At 26.9% G+C, this 20071-nt stretch carries 17 protein-coding genes; 10 read left to right on the forward strand and 7 right to left on the reverse strand.

Going from position 1 to position 20071, the window contains the following annotated elements; translation table 11 throughout:
• The first annotated feature begins 1 nt into the window (after nt 1).
• The 9 genes from AVENP_RS00775 to AVENP_RS00815 are packed head-to-tail and all read left to right on the forward strand — an operon-like array spanning nt 2 to nt 13153.
• Nucleotides 2-3256, forward strand: a complete 3255-nt coding sequence (locus AVENP_RS00775; protein WP_128358309.1) for a hypothetical protein — start codon at nt 2-4, stop codon at nt 3254-3256.
• 8 nt (nt 3257-3264) lie between these two features.
• The gene (locus AVENP_RS00780; protein ID WP_128358310.1) at nt 3265-4923 is read left to right on the forward strand and encodes a hypothetical protein; all 1659 of its coding nucleotides are present in this window, start codon (nt 3265-3267) and stop codon (nt 4921-4923) included.
• A 2-nt stretch (nt 4924-4925) separates the two neighbouring features.
• Complete coding sequence (locus AVENP_RS00785) at nt 4926-5942, forward strand: hypothetical protein (RefSeq protein WP_128358311.1); 1017 nt, start codon at nt 4926-4928, stop codon at nt 5940-5942.
• Nucleotides 5943-5953: 11 nt separating this feature from the next.
• A complete protein-coding gene (locus AVENP_RS00790; protein ID WP_128358312.1) occupies nt 5954-7645 on the forward strand; it encodes a GspE/PulE family protein in 1692 nt (563 codons plus the stop codon).
• Complete coding sequence (locus tag AVENP_RS00795; RefSeq protein WP_128358313.1) at nt 7633-8388, forward strand: hypothetical protein; 756 nt, start codon at nt 7633-7635, stop codon at nt 8386-8388. The genes AVENP_RS00790 and AVENP_RS00795 overlap by 13 nt, the downstream gene beginning before the upstream one ends.
• Nucleotides 8385-8876: a hypothetical protein gene (locus AVENP_RS00800; protein WP_128358314.1), complete on the forward strand. Its 492-nt coding sequence runs from the start codon at nt 8385-8387 to the stop codon at nt 8874-8876. The genes AVENP_RS00795 and AVENP_RS00800 overlap by 4 nt, the downstream gene beginning before the upstream one ends.
• Complete coding sequence (locus tag AVENP_RS00805; protein ID WP_128358315.1) at nt 8876-11014, forward strand: hypothetical protein; 2139 nt, start codon at nt 8876-8878, stop codon at nt 11012-11014. The genes AVENP_RS00800 and AVENP_RS00805 overlap by 1 nt, the downstream gene beginning before the upstream one ends.
• 18 nt (nt 11015-11032) lie before the next feature.
• The gene (locus tag AVENP_RS00810; protein ID WP_128358316.1) at nt 11033-12073 is read left to right on the forward strand and encodes an SH3 domain-containing protein; all 1041 of its coding nucleotides are present in this window, start codon (nt 11033-11035) and stop codon (nt 12071-12073) included.
• 9 nt (nt 12074-12082) lie between these two features.
• Nucleotides 12083-13153, forward strand: coding sequence for a hypothetical protein (locus AVENP_RS00815; RefSeq protein ID WP_128358317.1), 1071 nt, complete (start codon nt 12083-12085; stop codon nt 13151-13153).
• 33 nt (nt 13154-13186) lie between these two features.
• Here the strand turns inward: AVENP_RS00815 and purT are convergent, their stop codons facing one another.
• From purT to AVENP_RS00840, 5 genes are read right to left on the reverse strand one after another with little or no spacing between them, the layout of a single operon-like run.
• On the reverse strand, nt 13187-14356 hold the full coding sequence (gene purT, locus AVENP_RS00820) for a formate-dependent phosphoribosylglycinamide formyltransferase (protein WP_128358318.1): 1170 nt from the start codon (nt 14354-14356) through the stop codon (nt 13187-13189).
• 8 nt (nt 14357-14364) lie between these two features.
• Complete coding sequence (locus AVENP_RS00825; protein ID WP_172664179.1) at nt 14365-15084, reverse strand: glucosaminidase domain-containing protein; 720 nt, start codon at nt 15082-15084, stop codon at nt 14365-14367.
• Between the two features lie 45 nt (nt 15085-15129).
• Nucleotides 15130-15870, reverse strand: coding sequence for a diaminopimelate epimerase (gene dapF, locus AVENP_RS00830; RefSeq protein WP_128358320.1), 741 nt, complete (start codon nt 15868-15870; stop codon nt 15130-15132).
• Entirely contained in the window at nt 15867-16457 is a 591-nt protein-coding gene (gene coaE, locus AVENP_RS00835; RefSeq protein WP_128358321.1) for a dephospho-CoA kinase, read from the reverse strand. The genes dapF and coaE overlap by 4 nt, the downstream gene beginning before the upstream one ends.
• Nucleotides 16458-16516: 59 nt before the next feature.
• Nucleotides 16517-17065: a spermine/spermidine synthase domain-containing protein gene (locus AVENP_RS00840; RefSeq protein ID WP_128358322.1), complete on the reverse strand. Its 549-nt coding sequence runs from the start codon at nt 17063-17065 to the stop codon at nt 16517-16519.
• Between the two features lie 100 nt (nt 17066-17165).
• Here AVENP_RS00840 and purM point away from each other — a divergent pair, with 100 nt between their 5' ends.
• On the forward strand, nt 17166-18161 hold the full coding sequence (gene purM / locus AVENP_RS00845; RefSeq protein WP_128358323.1) for a phosphoribosylformylglycinamidine cyclo-ligase: 996 nt from the start codon (nt 17166-17168) through the stop codon (nt 18159-18161).
• A 40-nt stretch (nt 18162-18201) separates the two neighbouring features.
• Here purM and AVENP_RS00850 read toward each other — a convergent pair whose 3' ends face one another.
• Both AVENP_RS00850 and AVENP_RS00855 read right to left on the reverse strand, forming a co-directional pair.
• On the reverse strand, nt 18202-19233 hold the full coding sequence (locus AVENP_RS00850) for a glyceraldehyde 3-phosphate dehydrogenase NAD-binding domain-containing protein (protein WP_128358324.1): 1032 nt from the start codon (nt 19231-19233) through the stop codon (nt 18202-18204).
• Nucleotides 19234-19288: 55 nt separating this feature from the next.
• Complete coding sequence (locus tag AVENP_RS00855) at nt 19289-20068, reverse strand: DODA-type extradiol aromatic ring-opening family dioxygenase (RefSeq protein ID WP_128358325.1); 780 nt, start codon at nt 20066-20068, stop codon at nt 19289-19291.
• Nucleotides 20069-20071 lie beyond the last annotated feature (3 nt).

Here is a 20071-nt window from a genome sequence, read left to right on the forward strand (position 1 = left end):
AATGAATAATATAAAAGATGTAATTCAAAAAGAAGAATATATTGCACTTGCTTTAAATAAATATGTCTTACAAACAGGAACTATTCCTAAAAAAAATGATGATTCTTTAGATTGGGATAAACTAATGGTTGAAGATTATTTAGGAATAAATTTTAATAAAATAAATCCTTTTACATCAAAAGAAATAAAAGTAGTTTTTGATACAAATAATAATGCATATATAAAAGGTGCAATTGAACAAGAGAGCGATTACTCATCAAATGATAACTATTTATATAACTTTTATACAAATAAAGTATTTAGGGTAAATACAATAGCTCCAAAAAATATAACAAAAAGTGAATTAGCAAAAGGTTCTTTAGTTTTATATAATGACATCCAGAAACAAATAGCATCAGTGCTAAAAGACAATACTTATTCTGTACTTTTCCCTAGCCAAAATTGTACAAGTGGCAAATATTTTTATGAATTAAAAGATGAAAAATTAAACTATAAATATTGTAAAACAAATGGAACAGCTTTAACTGTTTTTCAAGAATCTCCAATTTATTTAGAAGATTGGGATGATTTGCAATATATTAGAGCAAATATTGGTTCTGCTGCTTTTGTTCAGAAAAATGGAGAATGGTTTGAATACTATTATCAAGGGAAACTAAATATTCCTTGGATTCCCGTAGGTGAGGGTGAAAAATTAGCAAGTCAACAAGAAGAAGAAAGTGAATATATAGAAAAAATTTCAAGTTACATTCCTAATGCAAAAGATTTATTTATAAGACAAAGTGGTGGTTGTATGCTTGCAAGTGGTGATATTTTTTGTTGGGGAAATAATGATTATAAAAAAGCTGGAGTTTCTTCTTATGGACAGTTAGATAATACTTTATCACCTACTTATGTTAATACTCCTGTAATGCTTAAAACACAAATAGATAATATTAAAATTGGCTCAACAATTCATGATTTAAATTCAAAAAAATGGTATAACAATCCATATAGAGTTAAGTTTGATAAAATGGCTATGAATAGAAGTAATGTTTGTGGAATTACAAAGATATTTGAGTATGTTGAAGGTAATACAACTTATAAATATGGTGGAGATTTATATTGTGATGGGAATATAACTTCTACATATTATGAAGACTTAAGTAGTTCAGCTGTTGAAAGTAATATTTTAAAAAGAAATAAATCAATTTATACTGGAAAATCTACACAGGTAAAAAATTCTAATGCCATATATTTAAAAGATATAGCTATGATAGAAGATGTAACTGCACTATTATCAGATAATGGGAAAATCTATGTTATAGGAAAAAATTATAAAGGTTCTTTAGGATTAGATAAAAGTGATAATTTTTACTCTGTAAATACACCCACCCCTATTGTTGCCAATTCTAATATAATTTTTCAAAAAATATTTGCTTTAAGAGATAGTAGAACTTTTGGAGCAATAGACTCAAATAATATTTTTTATATTTGGGGAGAAAGAGGAAGTAGTGTAATAACAAAACCTACAATAATTGCGAGTTCAAAACAATTTAATCCAGATGCAATATTTGTAAATACAAATGAATTTGTATTAAAAGATATAGATGGAACATATTATAAAACAAAAGGTAATACAGAGATTCAATCAATAGCATCTGATTTAAATGGAACAAATCCTATAAGTCTTTCTTATTACAAAGATAATAAAAATAATGAGTACCTACTTTATATTGATGAAAACTTAACTCTAAGAGGAACAACCTCCTTATTAACATGTAAAGAATCAGATGAAACTTCCTCTTGTGATAATAATTCAAATGAAACTTTTGATAGTTCAATAAATTATTTAAATACAGCAAATAATGTAGTAAGTGACAAATTAGCAAATTTTACAAATGTATCAATATTTAAACTTGATCATCAAATACAAGAAGTTGATGAAGATTTTGAAAATAAAGATTATATAGGTTGGAATAGAAATGTAAGTTCATATTATGGAAATACAAATACAGGTAATTTCCTAGGGGAATGGGGTGCTAATACTAGTGGAACTAATTATTTGTATAAAACTTTTGATTTTGGAGTTGAAAATAAAAACAAGAGTGTATCAATAACCTTAGATTTTTATCAAATTGGCACGTGGAAAACAAGTGGGAGTAAAGAATATTTTTATGTATACACTAATGGGGTAACAAAAAAAACATTTACTGCAAGTAGTACTGCCGGAACTTCAATTACTATCGGTTCTGAAAGTGCTAGGAAGAATAGTATAACAGCAAGTGATACCTTAGATTCAAATGGAAAAATAACTTTAGGATTCTCAAGTAATATAGATGGGTCAAATGGAGAATCTTGGGGTGTGGATAATATTGAAATTAAAAGTGGAACTATAGTATTAAACTATTCTGATTTTGAAGTAGCAAATTTAGGATGGAAAGATTATTTGGGTAATTCAATAAATAATGTGACTTCTATTATTGATAATGGGGATATAACACAAGTCCCAGCAACAACTTTTTTAGGAAGATTTCCTGTAACATATTCTTGTTCTGGGTCATATGGTGATCCATGTAAAGAATCAAAAGTTAAACCTTATATTGTAACAAAAGAATTTAGTTTTCCTGGATATGCTAATTATGAAGTTGAAATAGAGTTTGATTTTTATGAAATAGATACATGGGATGGAGAAAGATTTGAATTTTACGCAAATGATGAACTTTTAGCGGTAGACCATTTTGTAATGGATGGACAACAATTTTTGAAAGATAGTAATATCACAGGAATTAATTTACAAGATAATATACGACCTGAGACAGGATATGCATCAGATCAAACTTATAGATATAAAATCAGAACAAAATTAGACTCAAATGCAAAAGTTACATTGAAATTCCAAACAAATTTTGAATTTACAGATCCTAAATATGCAAATGATTGGTCTAAATTTGATGAAGGTGTTGATAATGAATCATGGGGAATAGATAATGTAAAAGTGAAATTAAAAGAGACATACAAAAAATTTGTTTGTGCAATGACTGGAATAGAAGATGCTTCTCAGATGTATTGCTGGGGGAATGTAGCTCGAAGTGTGCCTATTTTAAGTACATCTTTATATGATGTAGATAAAATATCAACTACAAATAAATTATTTATTACCCAAGATAGTGAAAAATCAGATCAAATGTCTTTTGATGAATATTTCAATGATGGGAAATTATTCTTAAAATATCCAACTTACATAGGGGGATTTGATTATCCCTTTTATTTTAGATAAGGAAAAAAATGCTCGTAAAGTTAAATATAAAATCTCTATTAGTTGTAACTCTTCTTCTTTCTGGTTGTAGCTCAAAAAGTTACCATGAGGAAATGATTACAAATACAAAAAACTCTCTTGATAAAAAAGAGTATAAAGGTATTCAAGAATCTTATTCAAGTTCTTTAGTGAATGAAAAAGAAGTAAAAAAAGAGTACATTAGTATTTTGGATGATAAATCATTAGGTGATATTTTAAAAGAGATGGAAATATTAGATGGCAATTTTTATTATTTAAAAAGTAGTGATGTTTTAATTCCTAAAAGTAGAATCAAAATACATAATATTGTTGAATTAAATCAATATTTAAATGCTGTGTTAGATAAAGAACTCTTTATTAAAAAAAGTGGTTCAATATATTTAGTTCAACTTTTAAGTACAAGTGAAACAAAAAAACAATCAATAGAGCATATTCCTTTTATTCTTGATGGTCAAATTTCGGTGGAAGAGTTAATAAAATTAATAACAGCAACTTCTGGATATGAAGTAAACATTGGAAGTTATATAGATAATAGAGATGATTTTCAAAATAGTATAATTAGTATTAGTTCAAAAAATTTGAAAGATGCATTAAACTCACTCTCTCATGCAAAAGATGTTTTTGTTGATGTTGATTATGATAAAGAAGTAATAAATATTTCTAGATATAAAGATATAGTAGTTGAATTAAATATTCCATTATTAGATATGAAATCATCAAGTCAAACTTCTAATCAAGAATCAACAGGTGAGAGTAAAGTTGAAAATAACTCTCAAATAGCACTATATGATGAGTTAGATAAAATGTTGAAAAATATTATATCAACAGATAAAATATCAACATATCACATAGATAAAGCAAGTGGATTAATATTCTTAAAATCAACAACTTCTGTTGAAAGTGCAGTTAGAACTATTGCAAAAGCTTATGAAGCATCATTTGCTAAAGAAGCTGTAATTGAGTTTGAAAGGGTTGAACTTCTTTTAAATAAAAATAGAGAGTATGGAATAGGAACAATATCAGATGATAGACAAACTAATGCAGGAACAGGCGTAGCAAAAAGTTTAGGGGAGAATGGTGCATTTAGTTTTACAAGTGATAATGCTTCAAGACTTCTTCAAGTAACAGCAACTGCAAATAATGCAATTGGAAAAATACTAAATTATAGTAAAAATGTTTTAGTTTTAAAAAATAATATACCAACTGTTCAATCAATAACAGAAAATACTGATTATGTAGAAAAAATCGAAACAACAGTTGATTCTGATACAAATACCAGAACATCTGATGTTACAGTTAATACTCTAAAAGAGGGAACTTCAATTACTGCAATGGCTAAAATATCTAGAGATAAAGTATTTTTAAATATTTCACCTACAATAAAGAAACTTATAGAGTTTGATCAAGTAAGTATCGATGGTACAACAATAAAGTTACCACAATATAATGATCAAAGTTACAATATTTCAAGGGAAGTTAGATTGGGAGAAACATCAATAGTTGGATCAATTATTGTACATGATGATACTAAAAATTATCAAGGTGTTTTACCAGTTGAAGGATTTGCAATAGGTGGAACTGATTCAAAATCTTATGTTAGAAGAGAAATTGTTTATATAGTTACTCTTAAAAATATTAAAGGCTTTTAATAATGAGTATGTTTGCTGATCCATATGAGCAGTTTTTATTAGATTATTTAGTTACAAAATTAGATAATGGTTCAAATACTAGAAGAGCCTTATTACTCTATAGTGAACAAATTACTAGAGAGACTAATTTCAAAAAAAGATTAATGGCTGCAATAAAAGATATGGAAATTGGAAAACATAAACTCGAAGCAATTTTACATAAACATAAATTTCTCAATAGCTTCCAATTTAGTTTGGTTGTAAATAGTACAAGTACAATTGATGGACTAAGATTAGTATTGTCTTTCAAAAAAGCAAATTCAAATTTATTATTAAAAATGATAAATCCAATTTTTGTTCCATTATCAATAGTTATTGGAACATTTTATGCTTTGATTTTGTATCTGGATATGTTACAAAAAGATTTAATTCAATTAAAAAAAATGAATCCAGATGTTGAACAATTTTTAGGAATACCAAAATATTTTACTTATGAAATTGCATATACTGGCCTTGGAATATCAATTTTTGTAACAGCTTTTATCTTTTTTGGATATGTTTATTGTGAAAAATATAAACCAGCTTGGTTATATAAAGTTTTTAAAACTCAAGCTTTTTCAGATGGAAGATTTATGTTTAGAATTTTAAATGGAATGTTGAGTGCTGGTATTTCTTTTCATAAAACTTCATTAATTTTATCAAAGGACTATTTTAAAGAGGGATTAAGACCATTTTTCTATGAATTAGCTGATATTATAAATAGAAATAAGAAGTTATTTATTGTTTTTGAAAAATATAATTTCCCAGCAATCATAACAGCTGATATAAAATTATCAGAATTAAGTAAAACAAGTTTTTCAGAAGTAACAAAATCTCTATATCAAACTTGTGACACTATGTATGAAAAGAATATTAATTATATGGTGTTACAATGGAAATTTATGTTTTGGATGGTTGCTATGCTAGTTACCGTTATAATTGGATCTGATATTATTAACTTAGTTATTAGTACATTTACTTTTAAAACATTATATAAGTAAGAAGATAAAATATGATTAAAAAAATTCTTGCTACATTTAAAAATGTTCCTAAATTCTCTTTTTTGAAACAACAGAATCAACAAAAGAATAAAAAACAAGTAATATCAAAAAACATAGATTACAAAGCTATTTTTGAAAAGCAAAAAAATAAGGTTTTAGAATTTTTAGGAAAAAGTGAAGATATTGATACACAATTAGGCATATTAATTGAAGATGTTATTAAAGAAAAGTTCCAGCTAAAAGGTGGATACGGCGATTTGATGGCTAATGAAGAGAAATATGAACAATTTGTAAAAACTTTAGGTTATGAATATTATGGAAGTTATAATGAATTATCAAAACATTATCAAGACACATCATTTCAATTAGATGAGAAAAAATTAGAACTATGTACAACAATGTATATAATCACTTTAGAAGATAAAAAGATTAAAAATAAAGTTCTTGGAATAAGAGATGTTGTAAATCTTGATTTTGATGTTTTAAGTAAATTTTATTTCACAAAAATTGTAGTATTAGGCGAGGGTGTTTTATCTTCAGTATTTGGTGAAGATAGGGAAATTATTTTTAATTCAAATAGTGACACAGAAAATGATGAAGAGATAAATAAATATTTTGACAAAATGATGGGACAAGCTATTTTACTTGGAGCATCAGATATACATATTCAAAAAACAAGTAGATATGCCTCTTTATGGTTTAGAATTGATGGTATCAAAGTTGATATGGGAACAATGCCAATTACAATAGCAAAAACAGTAAAAAGAAGATTGGTAACCATGGCTGACCAAGAGGATTCAGATTATGAATCAATCAATGGGGTTATAAATTATGAATATGGTAAAAAAAATATAAAATTTAGGCTGGGGCTTATTAACTCAAAATTAAACTTCTCTTTAGTTATGAGGATGATTGGTGGACGTGGAGTTGTTTCTCACAACTTAAGAGGATTAAATTACCCACAAGAAACAGTAGATATTTTATCAAACTTAACAAAATATGCGAATGGAATGATATTAATAACTGGGCAAGTTGGATCTGGAAAAACACACTTAATGTATGCACTTTTACAACAATTGGCAAAACAACAACAATATGTTATTACAATTGAAGATCCAGTTGAATATGTTGATGAATCATTCTTTCAAATTGACTTATCAGAGTTTGCAAGTGCAAGTGAAGAGTTTAAATATGGTTACCCAGAAGCTGTTGTTGATATTTTAAGACAAGATTCAAATATTATTCTAATTGGGGAAACAAGAGAACCACAAACTGCATCACAACTTGTAAACGCTTCTAACTTAGGTCAGTTAGTTTTCTCAACAATGCATACGAACTCAGCTCCTGCAACGGTATCTAGGATGACAAGTTCCCTTGGAATTAATGAAGGAGATATTATTGATAACTTAAGAGGAATAGTATCTCAAAGATTAGTTAGAAAATTATGTAAATTTTGTAAAGAAGAAGATGGGGATGGTGGATTTAAAAAAGTTGGTTGTGATGAGTGTAACCACACAGGATTTAAAGACAGGGTGCCAATTGCTGAGGTTGTAAGATTTAAAATAGGTCATGGTGGAGATTTTGAAAATCCTGCTGAATATATGACTGTAGAAAAAGCTTGTATGGCTCAATATCATGAAGGACTTATTACAAAAGATGATGCAATTGCAATCATTAGAGGGGAGGAAGTATGGTACGATTAGTAATTACAGATTTTGCTTCAAAAGATTTAAATGAAATATTTTATTTAAATGATGAGTTTGCATCTGAACAAAATATGTTTACATATAACTCTTTTAAAAAATATAGTGTATTTCTTTCCAAATATGAAACAAATGAAGAAATATACTCTTTAAATCTTTTATCAAAAAAACATTTGGGAAGAAATCAGTTTTTGATACATATTGCAGAAAATGAGTATGTGATTTTATTTAATCACAAAACTGTATATTCAGCAAAAATAAATCAAAATTTCATCACAGATGATATGATAAAATCTATATTAATTACAAAACATATAGCAATGCTTTCAAGTGGAGGAGCAATTGAAAATATTTATTATGTAATAAATTCAAAATATAAAAGTGCTGTTGAAAATATTTTAAGACAAAATACAAAAAATGAGAAAAATGAAGTAGTTGCCAAATCATTAGGTGAAATTAATGATTTAGTAAAACCACTTAATGAACTGGATACTTTTAAATCACATAGTATAAAAATGTTTTATTCAATTTTTATATTAGGTTTTGTTTTTTGGACAGTATTTTTTGGACTAGATTTATTAACTTCAAAACTATTTGAACAACAGTCTTTAGATAATTTAAATAATGAGATTCGAATTGAGGGGCAATTAGCAAAAAGACAGGAAATGTTATTAAAAAAGAGTGAAAAAGATTATGTAGATTTAACTCAATGTATTAGTAATAAAAATGAGGCTTTAAAATGATTAGTATAAGTAATAAAACCCTCTCAAGAATTACAAAAATTTGTATATTTGTTTTAATAACTTATTCAGTGGGATTTTTAATATATAAAACAATACTCTATTTCAAAATTTCTTTTGAGAAGGACAATTTAACTATTGTATTAGAAGAAAAAAAAGCACAAACTGATAATTTAAAAAAACAAGTTGAATTATCTAAAAAGAAAATTGAAATAGTAGAAAAAGAGTATATAAATAAAGAAGAACTTGAAACTAAAGTGAAAGATATTTTTTCAAGAATGTCAGTTTTTGATTATCAGTTAAAATATTTAGATTCAAAAAAAATGTGTGTTGATAGATATTTAATTGTAACACAAGTGACAGCTCAAAGTGAGAATGGACTACAAGCTGCATTAGGAATTTTGTCATATATTGGGAAAATCAAAAAACACGATCAAAATGAGACTATTTATTTTGTAGATTATATATCAACGCCAAAGGAGATTAAATAGTGTTTTTATTAAAGATAGCAGTTCTATTTTTTCTTTCTTTGAATATTTTTGCAAGTGATAATTATATTGATTCTTTAACTTTAACAAAAATAAAAAAACTTGTACAAAAAGAAGAAGAAATCGCTTTAGCTTATAAAAAATATATTTTTGAAAAAGGAACGAATAAAGATGATAATACTTTAATAACCGTAGAAAAATTGAGAAATTTAAATTATTTACCAAAGGGATTTTCTTTAACCGATCCTTTTGGTAGACAACTTACAATAATTGCTAATAACAAAATTAATGCTTTTACAACAACTGATGCAACTTTGAAATTAAATTTATATGACTATTATTATTCAAATTACTATAGAACTAATACTAAAGCACCATTAAGTATAAATAAGGGTGATATAGAAATAATACTATCTTCAGATGAAAAGTATAAAGTTGAACATAAAGATATGATTGCACTAAATAAAGCAGATGCTAAAAATAAGGTTTCAGGGCAAGGTGGATATTATTTAGATGAAAAAGGTGTGCTTCATTGGTATGATAAAGATGGAAAGTATAAATTTTCAATCACAAATGATTTATTAGTAGATCAAAGCGTAACTGTATTAAATGAAAATGGGACAATTACATCATCATTTTTAGATTTGGTTCAAGATAAAAATTTTATGTATGCAGGAGAAAAAATCTTAAGGGAAAATGATGACTCAGTAGATCAGTATTTAAATACAAATAAAAATTTAGTTGATTTAAATCCTACGAAAAGTGTTGGAAAAACAGTTATTCGATTTTCTAATTCAGGTGGAGCTTTGATTATAAATGGGAATATTTATACTTGGGGTAATAATTCAAAGAAATCTGTTTCTATAGGAAAAAATACTTATACAAATGAATCAGGGAATATAGGTTCAGGTAATCCAATTATAAATACAATGGTTAATACAAAAGCCATGATATATGACGACACAAAAACCATTCCATATACTAATAATTTTAATACTAAAAAGTTCTTTTCATCTCCGATTAGGCCAAATTTTATAGATTTATTTACTGAAGATTCTCATGGCACTTGTGGTATATCTTTAAAAAGTGAGCTTTATTGTGGAGGACAAGATATATTAGAAAATAATTATATCTCTTTTGATAATTATACAAAAGGTAGCCTCCTAAATATGGAATATCTATATAGAAGTACATTTTTTAATGGTATAACAAATAAGGCAAAAGCAATTATAGCTTTAGATAATACTTATTTAGTTCTTAGCCGAGGAAATACTGATACCGTTGATGGCTACAGACTTTATTATTGGGGGAAAGATAATAATCAAGGTTGGGCAGGAACTGGAAATAATACTGAAAGTAATGTATTTATACCAACAGTATATAGTGAAATTAGATTTAAAGATATTACATATACTTTATCTCCTTCTTATCGAAAGATTTTAGGATTAGATACTGAAGGAAATCTTTTTATTTGGGGATTAACAAGTGGTACTACATGTACTAATGGTGATATAAATTATTGTAGATCAACCAAAATAGGATCAGATGCAAATTTTACAACTATAGCGAGTGGAAGAGAAAATTTTTTAGCTACAGATAATAGTGGAAATTTTTACAAAATTTCCACTGCAGGAGTAATTAGTAAAGTTGAAGATATTATAAAAGGATATACTTCATATAACCAGACAGATGATGCAAGGATTTTATCTGTAGATTTTTCAAGAAAAGTTGGGGAATTATCTCAGAGTTCAGCTGGCACAGGTATTGTTTGGGTTAATAGTAAAAATCAATTAAAAGGAGATTATCAAATATCTTCTGGAAATGATGATTTGTTTGAAAATACTATTTTAAAAATACAATGGAAAGAGATTAAAGTTATAGGAGATGATAATGCAATGTGTGGGATTGATGTAAATGATCAAATGTATTGTTGGGGTAATATGGTAAATTCTTCTGGTACTGGATTAATATTACCTCTATTTAATGCAAATCTTCATGATGAGAGTAAAGATTATCTTTTGTTTGAGAAAACTAATTCTCTTACTACAATGACATCTGGGGATTGGGTTAATAATTCAAAATATTACATAAAATATCCTACATATATTGGTGGATTTAATTATGAATTTATATTTAAATAAAAGTTTAAAAGGGAAAAGATGAAGAGAATAAAATTAGTTACATTTCTATTTTTTATAGTACTAAATTTACATGCAGAAGAATCAGTTCAAACACAGATGCAAAATGTTGATAAGTTAGATGTTTTAGATAAACAATCAAAAGAGTTTTTTAATGCAATTACAGGACTTCAAAAAGATTATTTAGAAGAACAAGTAAGTGCCATAAAAAATAAAAAAGATACTACAGGTGTTAATCCAAGTAATCAGCAAGTCCAAACAATTATAAAAGAAGAACCAAAACTTTCCCAAGAAGATTATGAAAAATATGTATTTACTCATCAAAATGATATGGCAAGACTTACAACAGATTTTACAAGAACAAAAAAATTAAAAGATTTAAAAATTAAAAGTATGTATTCTTTTAATGGAAAAGATTATGTAGTCTTAAAACTTGAAGATGAAACGGCAACTGCTAAAAAAACTTTAAGTAATGAATTAAGTGCTAATATTGAAGGAAGATATATTGTTGGGGATTCAATTTTAGAACATAAAATAGTGAGTATTAATACAAGAACAAAAAGTGTAGAGCTATATAAAAAACTTGATGAAGAGTATGGATATACAATTTATTTAAGCAATTATGGTATTTCAGTAAGTGATTTAAAGAAAATCCCTAAAGTAGAAGAAAAAAAAGATACAGAAAATACTCCTAAAAAAGAGGAAATTAAAGCAATGATTAAAGATGAAACTTCAATCAAAAAAGCTTTCGCACAAGTTTCTACAAAAGAAGATACACAACTTCCTCTAGCAAAAAGTTCTAATAATGAGCATTCAAGTTGTTTATATACTGTGAAAAAAACCAATTTAAATGTTAGAAATTCTAATAATACTAATGCGAAAATATTAAGAGTTTTAAAACAAAATGATCAATTTACAATAAAACAAAAACAAGCAGATTGGGTACAACTTGACACAATTTATAAAAAGATTTCAGGTGATGTAATGTTAGTTGCAAATGAAAATAATTGGCTTCAAATTATTGATAATAATGTAAATGCTACTGATTCAAATTGTATGTAGGATATAAAATTGGATAATAAAACTGAAAATGTATCTGCAATTTTATTTGATATAGAAAAAATATCAAATGAGTTAAAGATTTTAATTGTTAAGTATAATAAATTTTTTAATATTGCCGAGATTTTTTCTAGTGAAAATGGTGGGAAAACTAGACTAAATCGACAACTTTTTAATGAAAATCACGAAGATATACAACCTTCAATTTTAGGAATAAGTTTATGTTTAGATGAATCATTAACTATCGTGAAAGAGCAACTAAAAGAAGTTCTAAAATTATGTGGAGAAGCAGAAAAATTAGAAGTTTCAAATTTAATTTTTGATGATGAAAATTTTATTAAAATGATAGAGCTAAATTTAAAAAATAGCTTATTATCCAAAGAATTAAAAAGTAAATATCTCAAAGACATAAATAATATTTTAAATTTAAAAAATAGACTTTTTAATTTAAAATATTATCTTGATATGTTTGATACAGATACTTTTGATAAATATATTAATAAGTTAGGTGTTGAAGATTTAATTAATAGTACAATTATTTTCCAAATTATTGACTCTTATGCTTTACAATATGAAGAGTTGAAAAAATTTGAGAAAGAAATTATTAATTTAAATCAAAAGAATGAAAAAATTACAAATTTAAATAATCTAAATTATATTTTAGAATTACACAAAAGAAGAACAGACAATTTTATTTATGCAGATGTTAGATATAAGATTTTCATAGATTATGAGGTTGAAACAACTTTGCCAAAACCTATATATTTAAATAAAGCGTATTTAGAAAATATTTTATCTTGTTTTATAGAACAATCTTGTCTTGATTTGATAAAAAAAGAGTTAAAAAAAGGAAAAATACAAAAACAAATTGAAGTGAATGTATTAGTTACAAAAGCAACTATTCAACTAATTGTGAAAAATAATGGATTTGAGATTAAAAATATAAATAGTATGTTTTTATCTGATGTGGATAATAAAACTATTTTAGAAGCGAAAAATTTAGCATACTTTTTAAATGGGAAATTGGATATTGTTACATTAGAAAATGAAGGAATGCAATACTCTTTAACAATAAAAATATAAACTGAACAAAACTTTTTGTTCAGTTTTAATATTTTACTTGTCTGTAAAATTTCCAATAATCTCTTTTGCTTTTTGTAAAGCAACATCACTTGAATCTTTATCAAAAGTTAAGGCAACGGCCATTCTTCTTCCCACATGACTTTGAGGTTTTCCAAATACTCTAATAATTGAATCTTTTGTAAATGATGAATCAAAAATATCAATTTGAGGATTAAAACTGTCTGCACTTGCTTTATATGCAGCACTAGCTCCTGCTCCATAAGTTATAAAATCAATTGGTAAACCTAAAACAGCTCTTACGTGAAGTGCAAACTCACTAGCACTTTGAGTAATCATAGTAACCATTCCAGTATCGTGTGGTCGAGGGCTTACTTCTGAGAAATAAACATCATCACCTTTTACAAATAGTTCAACTCCAAAAATTCCACGTCCACCTAAACCATCCGTGATTTTTTTAGCGATTTCTTGAGATTTAGCAATTGCAACTTCACTCATATTCATAGGTTGCCAAGAGAAGATATAATCACCATCTTTTTGGATATGGCCTATTGGTTCACAAAATACTGTCTCTTTACCATTTCTAACAGTTAACATAGTGATTTCATAATCAAAAGTGATAAACTCTTCAACAATTAATTCACTAGCATCACCTCTAGCTTCTTTTGCAATTTCCCAAGATTTTTCTAAATCAGAAACGCTCCTTGCAACACTTTGTCCATGTCCAGATGAGCTCATAACAGGTTTAATAACACAAGGGAAACCAATATTAGAAGCAGCTTTTTGTAAGGCTTCAAATGTTGTAACAAATTCAAATTTACTTGTTGGAAGTTTTAACTCAATAGCTGCAAATTCTCTAATATTTTTTCTATTCATAGTTTTATTAACAGCATCTGCATTTGGAATTATATGAAAGCCTTCTTTTTCAGCTTCAAAAAGTGCTTGAATATTAATAGCTTCAACTTCTGGAAGTATAAAAGTAGGTTTTTCTCTTCTTATTACATCAAGAATTTCATTTTTGTTTTTCATATTTATTGTATATGCTTTATTTGCCACAAGTTGGGCCGGTGCGTTATTATAACTATCAACTGCAATTGTTTCAATTCCTAATCTTTGAGCTTCTATTATCACTTCTTTACCAAGTTCTCCACTTCCAAGAAGCATAATTTTTATAGAGTCAGATTTTAACGGTGCGGGAAATTTCATTTTTGTCCTTAATTATTGATTTGTTGATAAAATCTATTATCATAGTCTTGAAGATTATTTAAGGAGATTATATCTTTTAATATTTTTAAATAATCTTGCGCGATTCCTGAATAGTTTAAAAGTGTTTGAGAAAGTTCTAATCCATCTAATTTTTCTTTTTTAAAAAAAGATCGTTTATCTCGGAAAGATTTGTATGCCAAGTTTCTATTTAAATTAAGCATATATGCTGAAACTGAATCTTTTAAAGTTTCAAAAACTCTTACAAAATGGGTGGCACCAATATCTCTTCTTCTTGGAAGTATTCCAATTTGAGAGTTGTAAGTCCAATGTCCAAAGATATTATTAGCTTCTTGAATAAATCTGCTTCTTCCCCAAGCACTTTCAACTGCTGCTTGTGCAAGAGCCATAGAAGGAGGAATCAAATCTATCTTTTTTTGATATTCTTGAAGAGTATAAATATTTTTAATTTTATATTTTTGTTTAATTTCTAGCAGCTTATAAAATGCAGATGAATCAAAGTCAATATTTAGGATATTTGAAGTCAAAATATCTTTTACTAATTCTTTTTCTTCTTTTATTTTTAAATTTTCATTTAAAATAAGACCATACAAATGTTCAAAGAAATACTCTTTTGCCTTGTTTATATCTTTTATCTCATAATACTCTTTAGGAAACCCTTTGCCTATTCCATATGTTTGTAATGAAGCAATTAGGCAAAGGTTTAGCATAATTTTCTTTGAGTTATTAATTAAAAAATTTAATAAATACATATATTAAATTGTTGTTACAAAAACTTTTTTAACAGCACCTTTGAAATAAATAGTGCCATTTTTTCTTGAAAGTGTTAATTGCTCACCACTTTTTGGATAAACAAAAGTACAATCTTCCACAAGTTTTAATTGATTTGCTCTTAAGAAACATGCAGCCATTCCAGTTCCACATGCAAGGGTTTCACCCTCAACACCTCTTTCATAGGTTCTAACTTTTATAATACCCTTTTCTATTTTTGCAAAATTAACATTTGCATTGTGTTCATATCTCATTTTTGCACATAAATCATGATTATAAAATTCTAAATCATCTACGATAGTTACTAAATGAGGAACACCTGTATCAACTAAATACCAAGTAAATCCATCTTGAGTAAACTCTTCTTTTAGAACTTTTGCTTGTGTTAATTGAGTTTCAACAATATCATTTTCAACGCATGATTTTATTAAACCAGCTCCTGTTAAAAACTGCATTTCATTTGATGTAACTAAATTATTTGTAAAAGCATAATGTGAAACAGCTCTTGTTGCATTTCCACACATAGCAGCATGGCTACCATCACTATTATAAAATAACCATTTGAAATCAGCTTGAGAAGATGGGATTATTACAACTAATCCATCTGCACCAATTCCTTCTGTTCTATTACATAATTTTATAGCATCACTTGAATAATCTTTTTCTAAAATAGTGTGAAAAATTACAAAGTCATTTCCACTTGCACTATATTTTGTATATGTCATATTATCTCTCCGATGATTCGTTCAACTTCGTTTTGAAGATGTTTTAAATTCTGTGAATTATCAATTACCATATCAGCTAATTTTCTTTTTTCTTCAATATCCATCTGATTTGATATTTTTAATTTTGCTTCATCTTCATCAATATTATCTCTTTTCATAAGTCTTTGGATTTGTATCTCTTTTGGAGTATAAATTACCAAAGATTTTGAAATTGGATAATGCATTTTCTCAAAAAATAATGGAATATCTACAAAATATGGTTTATTTTGTTCTTCAAATATTTTTGATTCTTTAATGATTTCATCTTTTATTAATGGGTGAAGTAGGGCTTCTAATTTTAGTTTATTCTCTTCATTTGAAAATATAATTTTCCCTAGTTCTTTTCTTAAAACTTTCCCATTTCCTACATATTGTTCTCCAAACATAGAAGCAATTTTATTAGAATTTATATCTAATAATTTATGTGCAATCAAGTCAGCATCAATTGTTAAAAAACCGTGAAGTTTAAAAAGGTTACAAACAGTACTTTTCCCTGTTGATATTCCACCAGTTAAGGCGATAGCGTTTTTAAATAAATCATTACTCATAGTAAATATTTTACAATAATAATGATTTATTTATATTTAATAGCAGTCAGGAAGTAGAGTTATCTTTTTGCAATACCAGTTAAGGCTCTGTGTTCCGCTGCTGGGAATACAAAAGAAGCTAATTGAATATCAGCTGAATAGTAATCTAATCCATCTAATAAATCAGCTCTTTGAAGATTTATATCTGCTGTTGGGTGATATCTTTTTGAAGCAATAATTGAAGTATTATGACCAAATTTAAATGGCATAGCAATCCAGAATTTTGTTCCAGCTAGTTTTAAATCAGCAAATAATTGATCTTCATCTCTTGAAAATGCTTTTGAAGCAAAAGCTATTAAACCATCATCTTTTAGAATTCTTTCAATATTTGCAAGTAGAAGTTCATTAATTTTTACGTCAGTTAAAATTATTACATCAATATTTTTTTCATTTTTTGATGTTAAAAGAGAAGTATCTCCAAACTCGATATTTGAAACTTTAGAATGTTTAGCGGCTTGATCTTTCATATCTGCATCAGCAGTTCCAATAATCAGAACGTTAGAAGCTTCTTTGTGTGTACACAATGGTAAATGTACCATCATTTCATTAAATGCGTTATTATCTTTCATTATATATAGTCCTTAATATTTATAAACATTTTGCTATAATACCCAAAAATTTTTAAAGTAATCGCAAGATTTGGAAAATAGAATAAAAAAAAGGTGAATAATGGCAACAGTTAGTTACAAAGATGCTGGGGTTGATATTGATACTGGAAATCAGTTTGTAGAAAATATCAAACCTTATGTAAAATCAACAATGATTCCTGGAGTTCTAGGTGGAATAGGTTCATTTGCTGGTGCATTTGAATTACCAAGTGGTTACAAAAAACCAGTAATTCTATCTGGAACAGATGGAGTTGGTACAAAACTAAAACTTGCAATTGATGCAAAAAAATTTGACACAGTTGGAATTGATTTAGTTGCTATGTGTTCAAACGATTTATTATGTAACTTTGGAGAACCATTATTTTTCCTAGATTATTATGCAACTGCAAAACTTGATGTTAATGAAGCTACACAAGTTGTTAAAGGTATTGCTGAGGGTTGTATTAGAAGCGAGTGCGCACTTGTTGGTGGTGAAACTGCTGAAATGCCAGGAATGTATAAAGAGGGTGATTTCGATTTAGCTGGTTTTTGTGTTGGAATTGCAGAAAAAGATGAGTTAAATAGAATTGACAAAATCAAAGCTGGCGATACATTAATTGCATTACCATCTTCTGGTGTTCATTCAAATGGTTTTTCATTAGTTAGAAAACTTTTACTTGAAAAATTAGGAATGTCTTTAGATGATGATTTCCAAGGAAAACCACTTAAAGATGTATTACTTGAACCAACAAGAATTTATGTAAAAGAGTTCAAGGCTAACAAAGATAAAATCAATGCATTAGCGCATATTACTGGTGGTGGAATTACTGAAAACTTACCAAGAGTTTTACCTGATAATTTAAAAGCAGTTGTAAAAAGAGCAGATGTAAGAGTTTTACCAATTTTTGAATTTATGGGACAACATGTAGAACTAGAAGAGATGTACAGAACATTTAATATGGGTGTTGGAATGGTTTTAGTTGTAAGTGCTGAAAATGTTGACGCTGTTTTATCTAACACTGATGGATATGTTATTGGACATATTGCTGAGGGTGCTAAATGTGTTGAATTTATCTAATTAGTTTTTAGATAAGATTAAAAAGGGTGAGTCTAAAAACTTACCCTTTTTTTATGCCTTTATAATAGTTTAAAATATCCACAACCTTTGAAGCATAACCCCATTCATTGTCATACCAAACCAAAAGTTTTATCAGATGATTATTTTTAACATCTGTATATCTATGGTCTATAATAGTTGTTTTATTCTCTTTTTTAAAATCACTTGAAACAAGTGGCTCGTAATTATTTAATACAATTGGGAATTTTTGATTCTTTTCATATTCCTCAAATATTCTAATAACTTCATCTTTTGAACACTCTTTTTTTGTCATTAAAGTTACATTTATAACTCCAACCGTATCTGTAGGAACTCTTAATGAACTTGATGAAATTAGCTCAGCATTGATTTTAGGTAATACATAAGAACAAGCACTTATTGTAGTTGTTTTATTGGGAATTATATTTTGAGTAGATGATCTTCCAAATTCAAAGTTATACTCAACATCTCTTGTTTGACTAGAAACAAAGTTACCATCAAGAACTCTTTGATGATTTAAAAGAGGATGAATAGTTACAATATCCCCACATAAAATTTCATAATTTTCATCAATAATTTTTAGTGCTGGAAGTAGTGCTGTTGCATTACATGAACTGGTTGATATGATTTTATGAATATTTGAATCAAGGTTTTGTTCATTCACACCTAAAATGATATTTATATCTGCCTTAGCACTTTGATGAGTTAGAAAAATAGCTTGAACAGGAAGGCTTTTTAGAAGATTAATATCTTCTTTTACTCCACTTGCATCAATTATAATATCTATATTTGATAAATCAATATCATTTAAATTTTTATGATTTAATATTTTGATTTTTGAGCAAGAATTTTCAATAAAATTATTCTCTATTATTTTGAATTTATCTGAAATATTTCCATATGTTGAATCATGGTTTATTGAATAAACTATGTTTTCAAGATATGGATTTATTTCATTAATTGCAACTATCTCAAAGTTTTTATTTTCAAGCATTATTTTTAAAATAGCTTTTCCAATACGACCTACACCATTTAACAGAACTTTTATTTTCATTATTTATAAGACCTAAACTAATTTTTAAGTGTTTATTGTAGCATAAAAGAAAAGTTTAATTAATTAGCTCTTTTTCATCAAATATAAAACTCTCCATTGAGATATTTGAATAAATCATCTCTTTGTTGAAAGATTTTCCTTTTTTATCTATAGCATTACCATAGGCAATAAATAGTGGTAAAAAATGCTCTGTTGATGGATGATTTTTATAAAAATTTATATTATTTTGAATATTTCTTAATTCATCATCTTTTGCATTTTCAATAATATCTATAATATCGTCATTAAATTTTGTTGCATAATCTTGTATATTTAAATGCATTCTGGCATCACCTAAATTATGAGTAATTCCACCACTACAGATAATCAAAGCTTCATCTTTAAATTGTTGAAGTACAACTCCTAAATTAATAAGCTGTTCTATATTATATGAAATAGGAATACTTAGCTGTAGTACTGGAATTGAGAGTTTTTCATACATTAATGCTAATACATTCCAAACTCCATGGTCGTAACTTTTTCTATTTTCATCTATTGAGATATTAATATTGCTTTTTTTCAATTTTTCAATTAACTCAAAAGTTAATTTTTCATCACTATTTATCTCATATCTTACTTTATATAACTCTTCTTCAAAACCATAAAAATCATACATTATCTTATTTGTATAGGGTGAAATAATCTTTAAATCTTTTGTCAAATAATGTGCTGAAAATATAATAATATATTTTGGCATTTCTAATTTTTCAGCTAATTCTTTTATATTTTTTTTAGATGCAATATCACTCAAAATTATATTTGGAGCGCCATGTGAAATAAATAGTGTTGGATTCATCTT

It is taken from the genome of Arcobacter venerupis (assembly GCF_013201665.1).
Taxonomy (GTDB): Bacteria; Campylobacterota; Campylobacteria; order Campylobacterales; family Arcobacteraceae; genus Aliarcobacter; species Aliarcobacter venerupis.

Coding starts and splice junctions, on each gene's coding strand:
- AVENP_RS00775 (WP_128358309.1), top strand. CDS start 2: ATGAATAATATAAAAGATGTAATTCAAAAAGAAGAATATATTGCACTT.
- AVENP_RS00785 (WP_128358311.1), top strand. CDS start 4,926: ATGAGTATGTTTGCTGATCCATATGAGCAGTTTTTATTAGATTATTTA.
- AVENP_RS00795 (WP_128358313.1), top strand. CDS start 7,633: ATGGTACGATTAGTAATTACAGATTTTGCTTCAAAAGATTTAAATGAA.
- coaE (WP_128358321.1), bottom strand. CDS start 16,457: ATGAGTAATGATTTATTTAAAAACGCTATCGCCTTAACTGGTGGAATA.
- AVENP_RS00850 (WP_128358324.1), bottom strand. CDS start 19,233: ATGAAAATAAAAGTTCTGTTAAATGGTGTAGGTCGTATTGGAAAAGCT.
- AVENP_RS00790 (WP_128358312.1), top strand. CDS start 5,954: ATGATTAAAAAAATTCTTGCTACATTTAAAAATGTTCCTAAATTCTCT.
- AVENP_RS00810 (WP_128358316.1), top strand. CDS start 11,033: ATGAAGAGAATAAAATTAGTTACATTTCTATTTTTTATAGTACTAAAT.
- AVENP_RS00840 (WP_128358322.1), bottom strand. CDS start 17,065: ATGAAAGATAATAACGCATTTAATGAAATGATGGTACATTTACCATTG.
- AVENP_RS00800 (WP_128358314.1), top strand. CDS start 8,385: ATGATTAGTATAAGTAATAAAACCCTCTCAAGAATTACAAAAATTTGT.
- AVENP_RS00780 (WP_128358310.1), top strand. CDS start 3,265: ATGCTCGTAAAGTTAAATATAAAATCTCTATTAGTTGTAACTCTTCTT.
- AVENP_RS00855 (WP_128358325.1), bottom strand. CDS start 20,068: ATGAATCCAACACTATTTATTTCACATGGCGCTCCAAATATAATTTTG.
- purM (WP_128358323.1), top strand. CDS start 17,166: ATGGCAACAGTTAGTTACAAAGATGCTGGGGTTGATATTGATACTGGA.
- purT (WP_128358318.1), bottom strand. CDS start 14,356: ATGAAATTTCCCGCACCGTTAAAATCTGACTCTATAAAAATTATGCTT.
- dapF (WP_128358320.1), bottom strand. CDS start 15,870: ATGACATATACAAAATATAGTGCAAGTGGAAATGACTTTGTAATTTTT.
- AVENP_RS00825 (WP_172664179.1), bottom strand. CDS start 15,084: ATGCTAAACCTTTGCCTAATTGCTTCATTACAAACATATGGAATAGGC.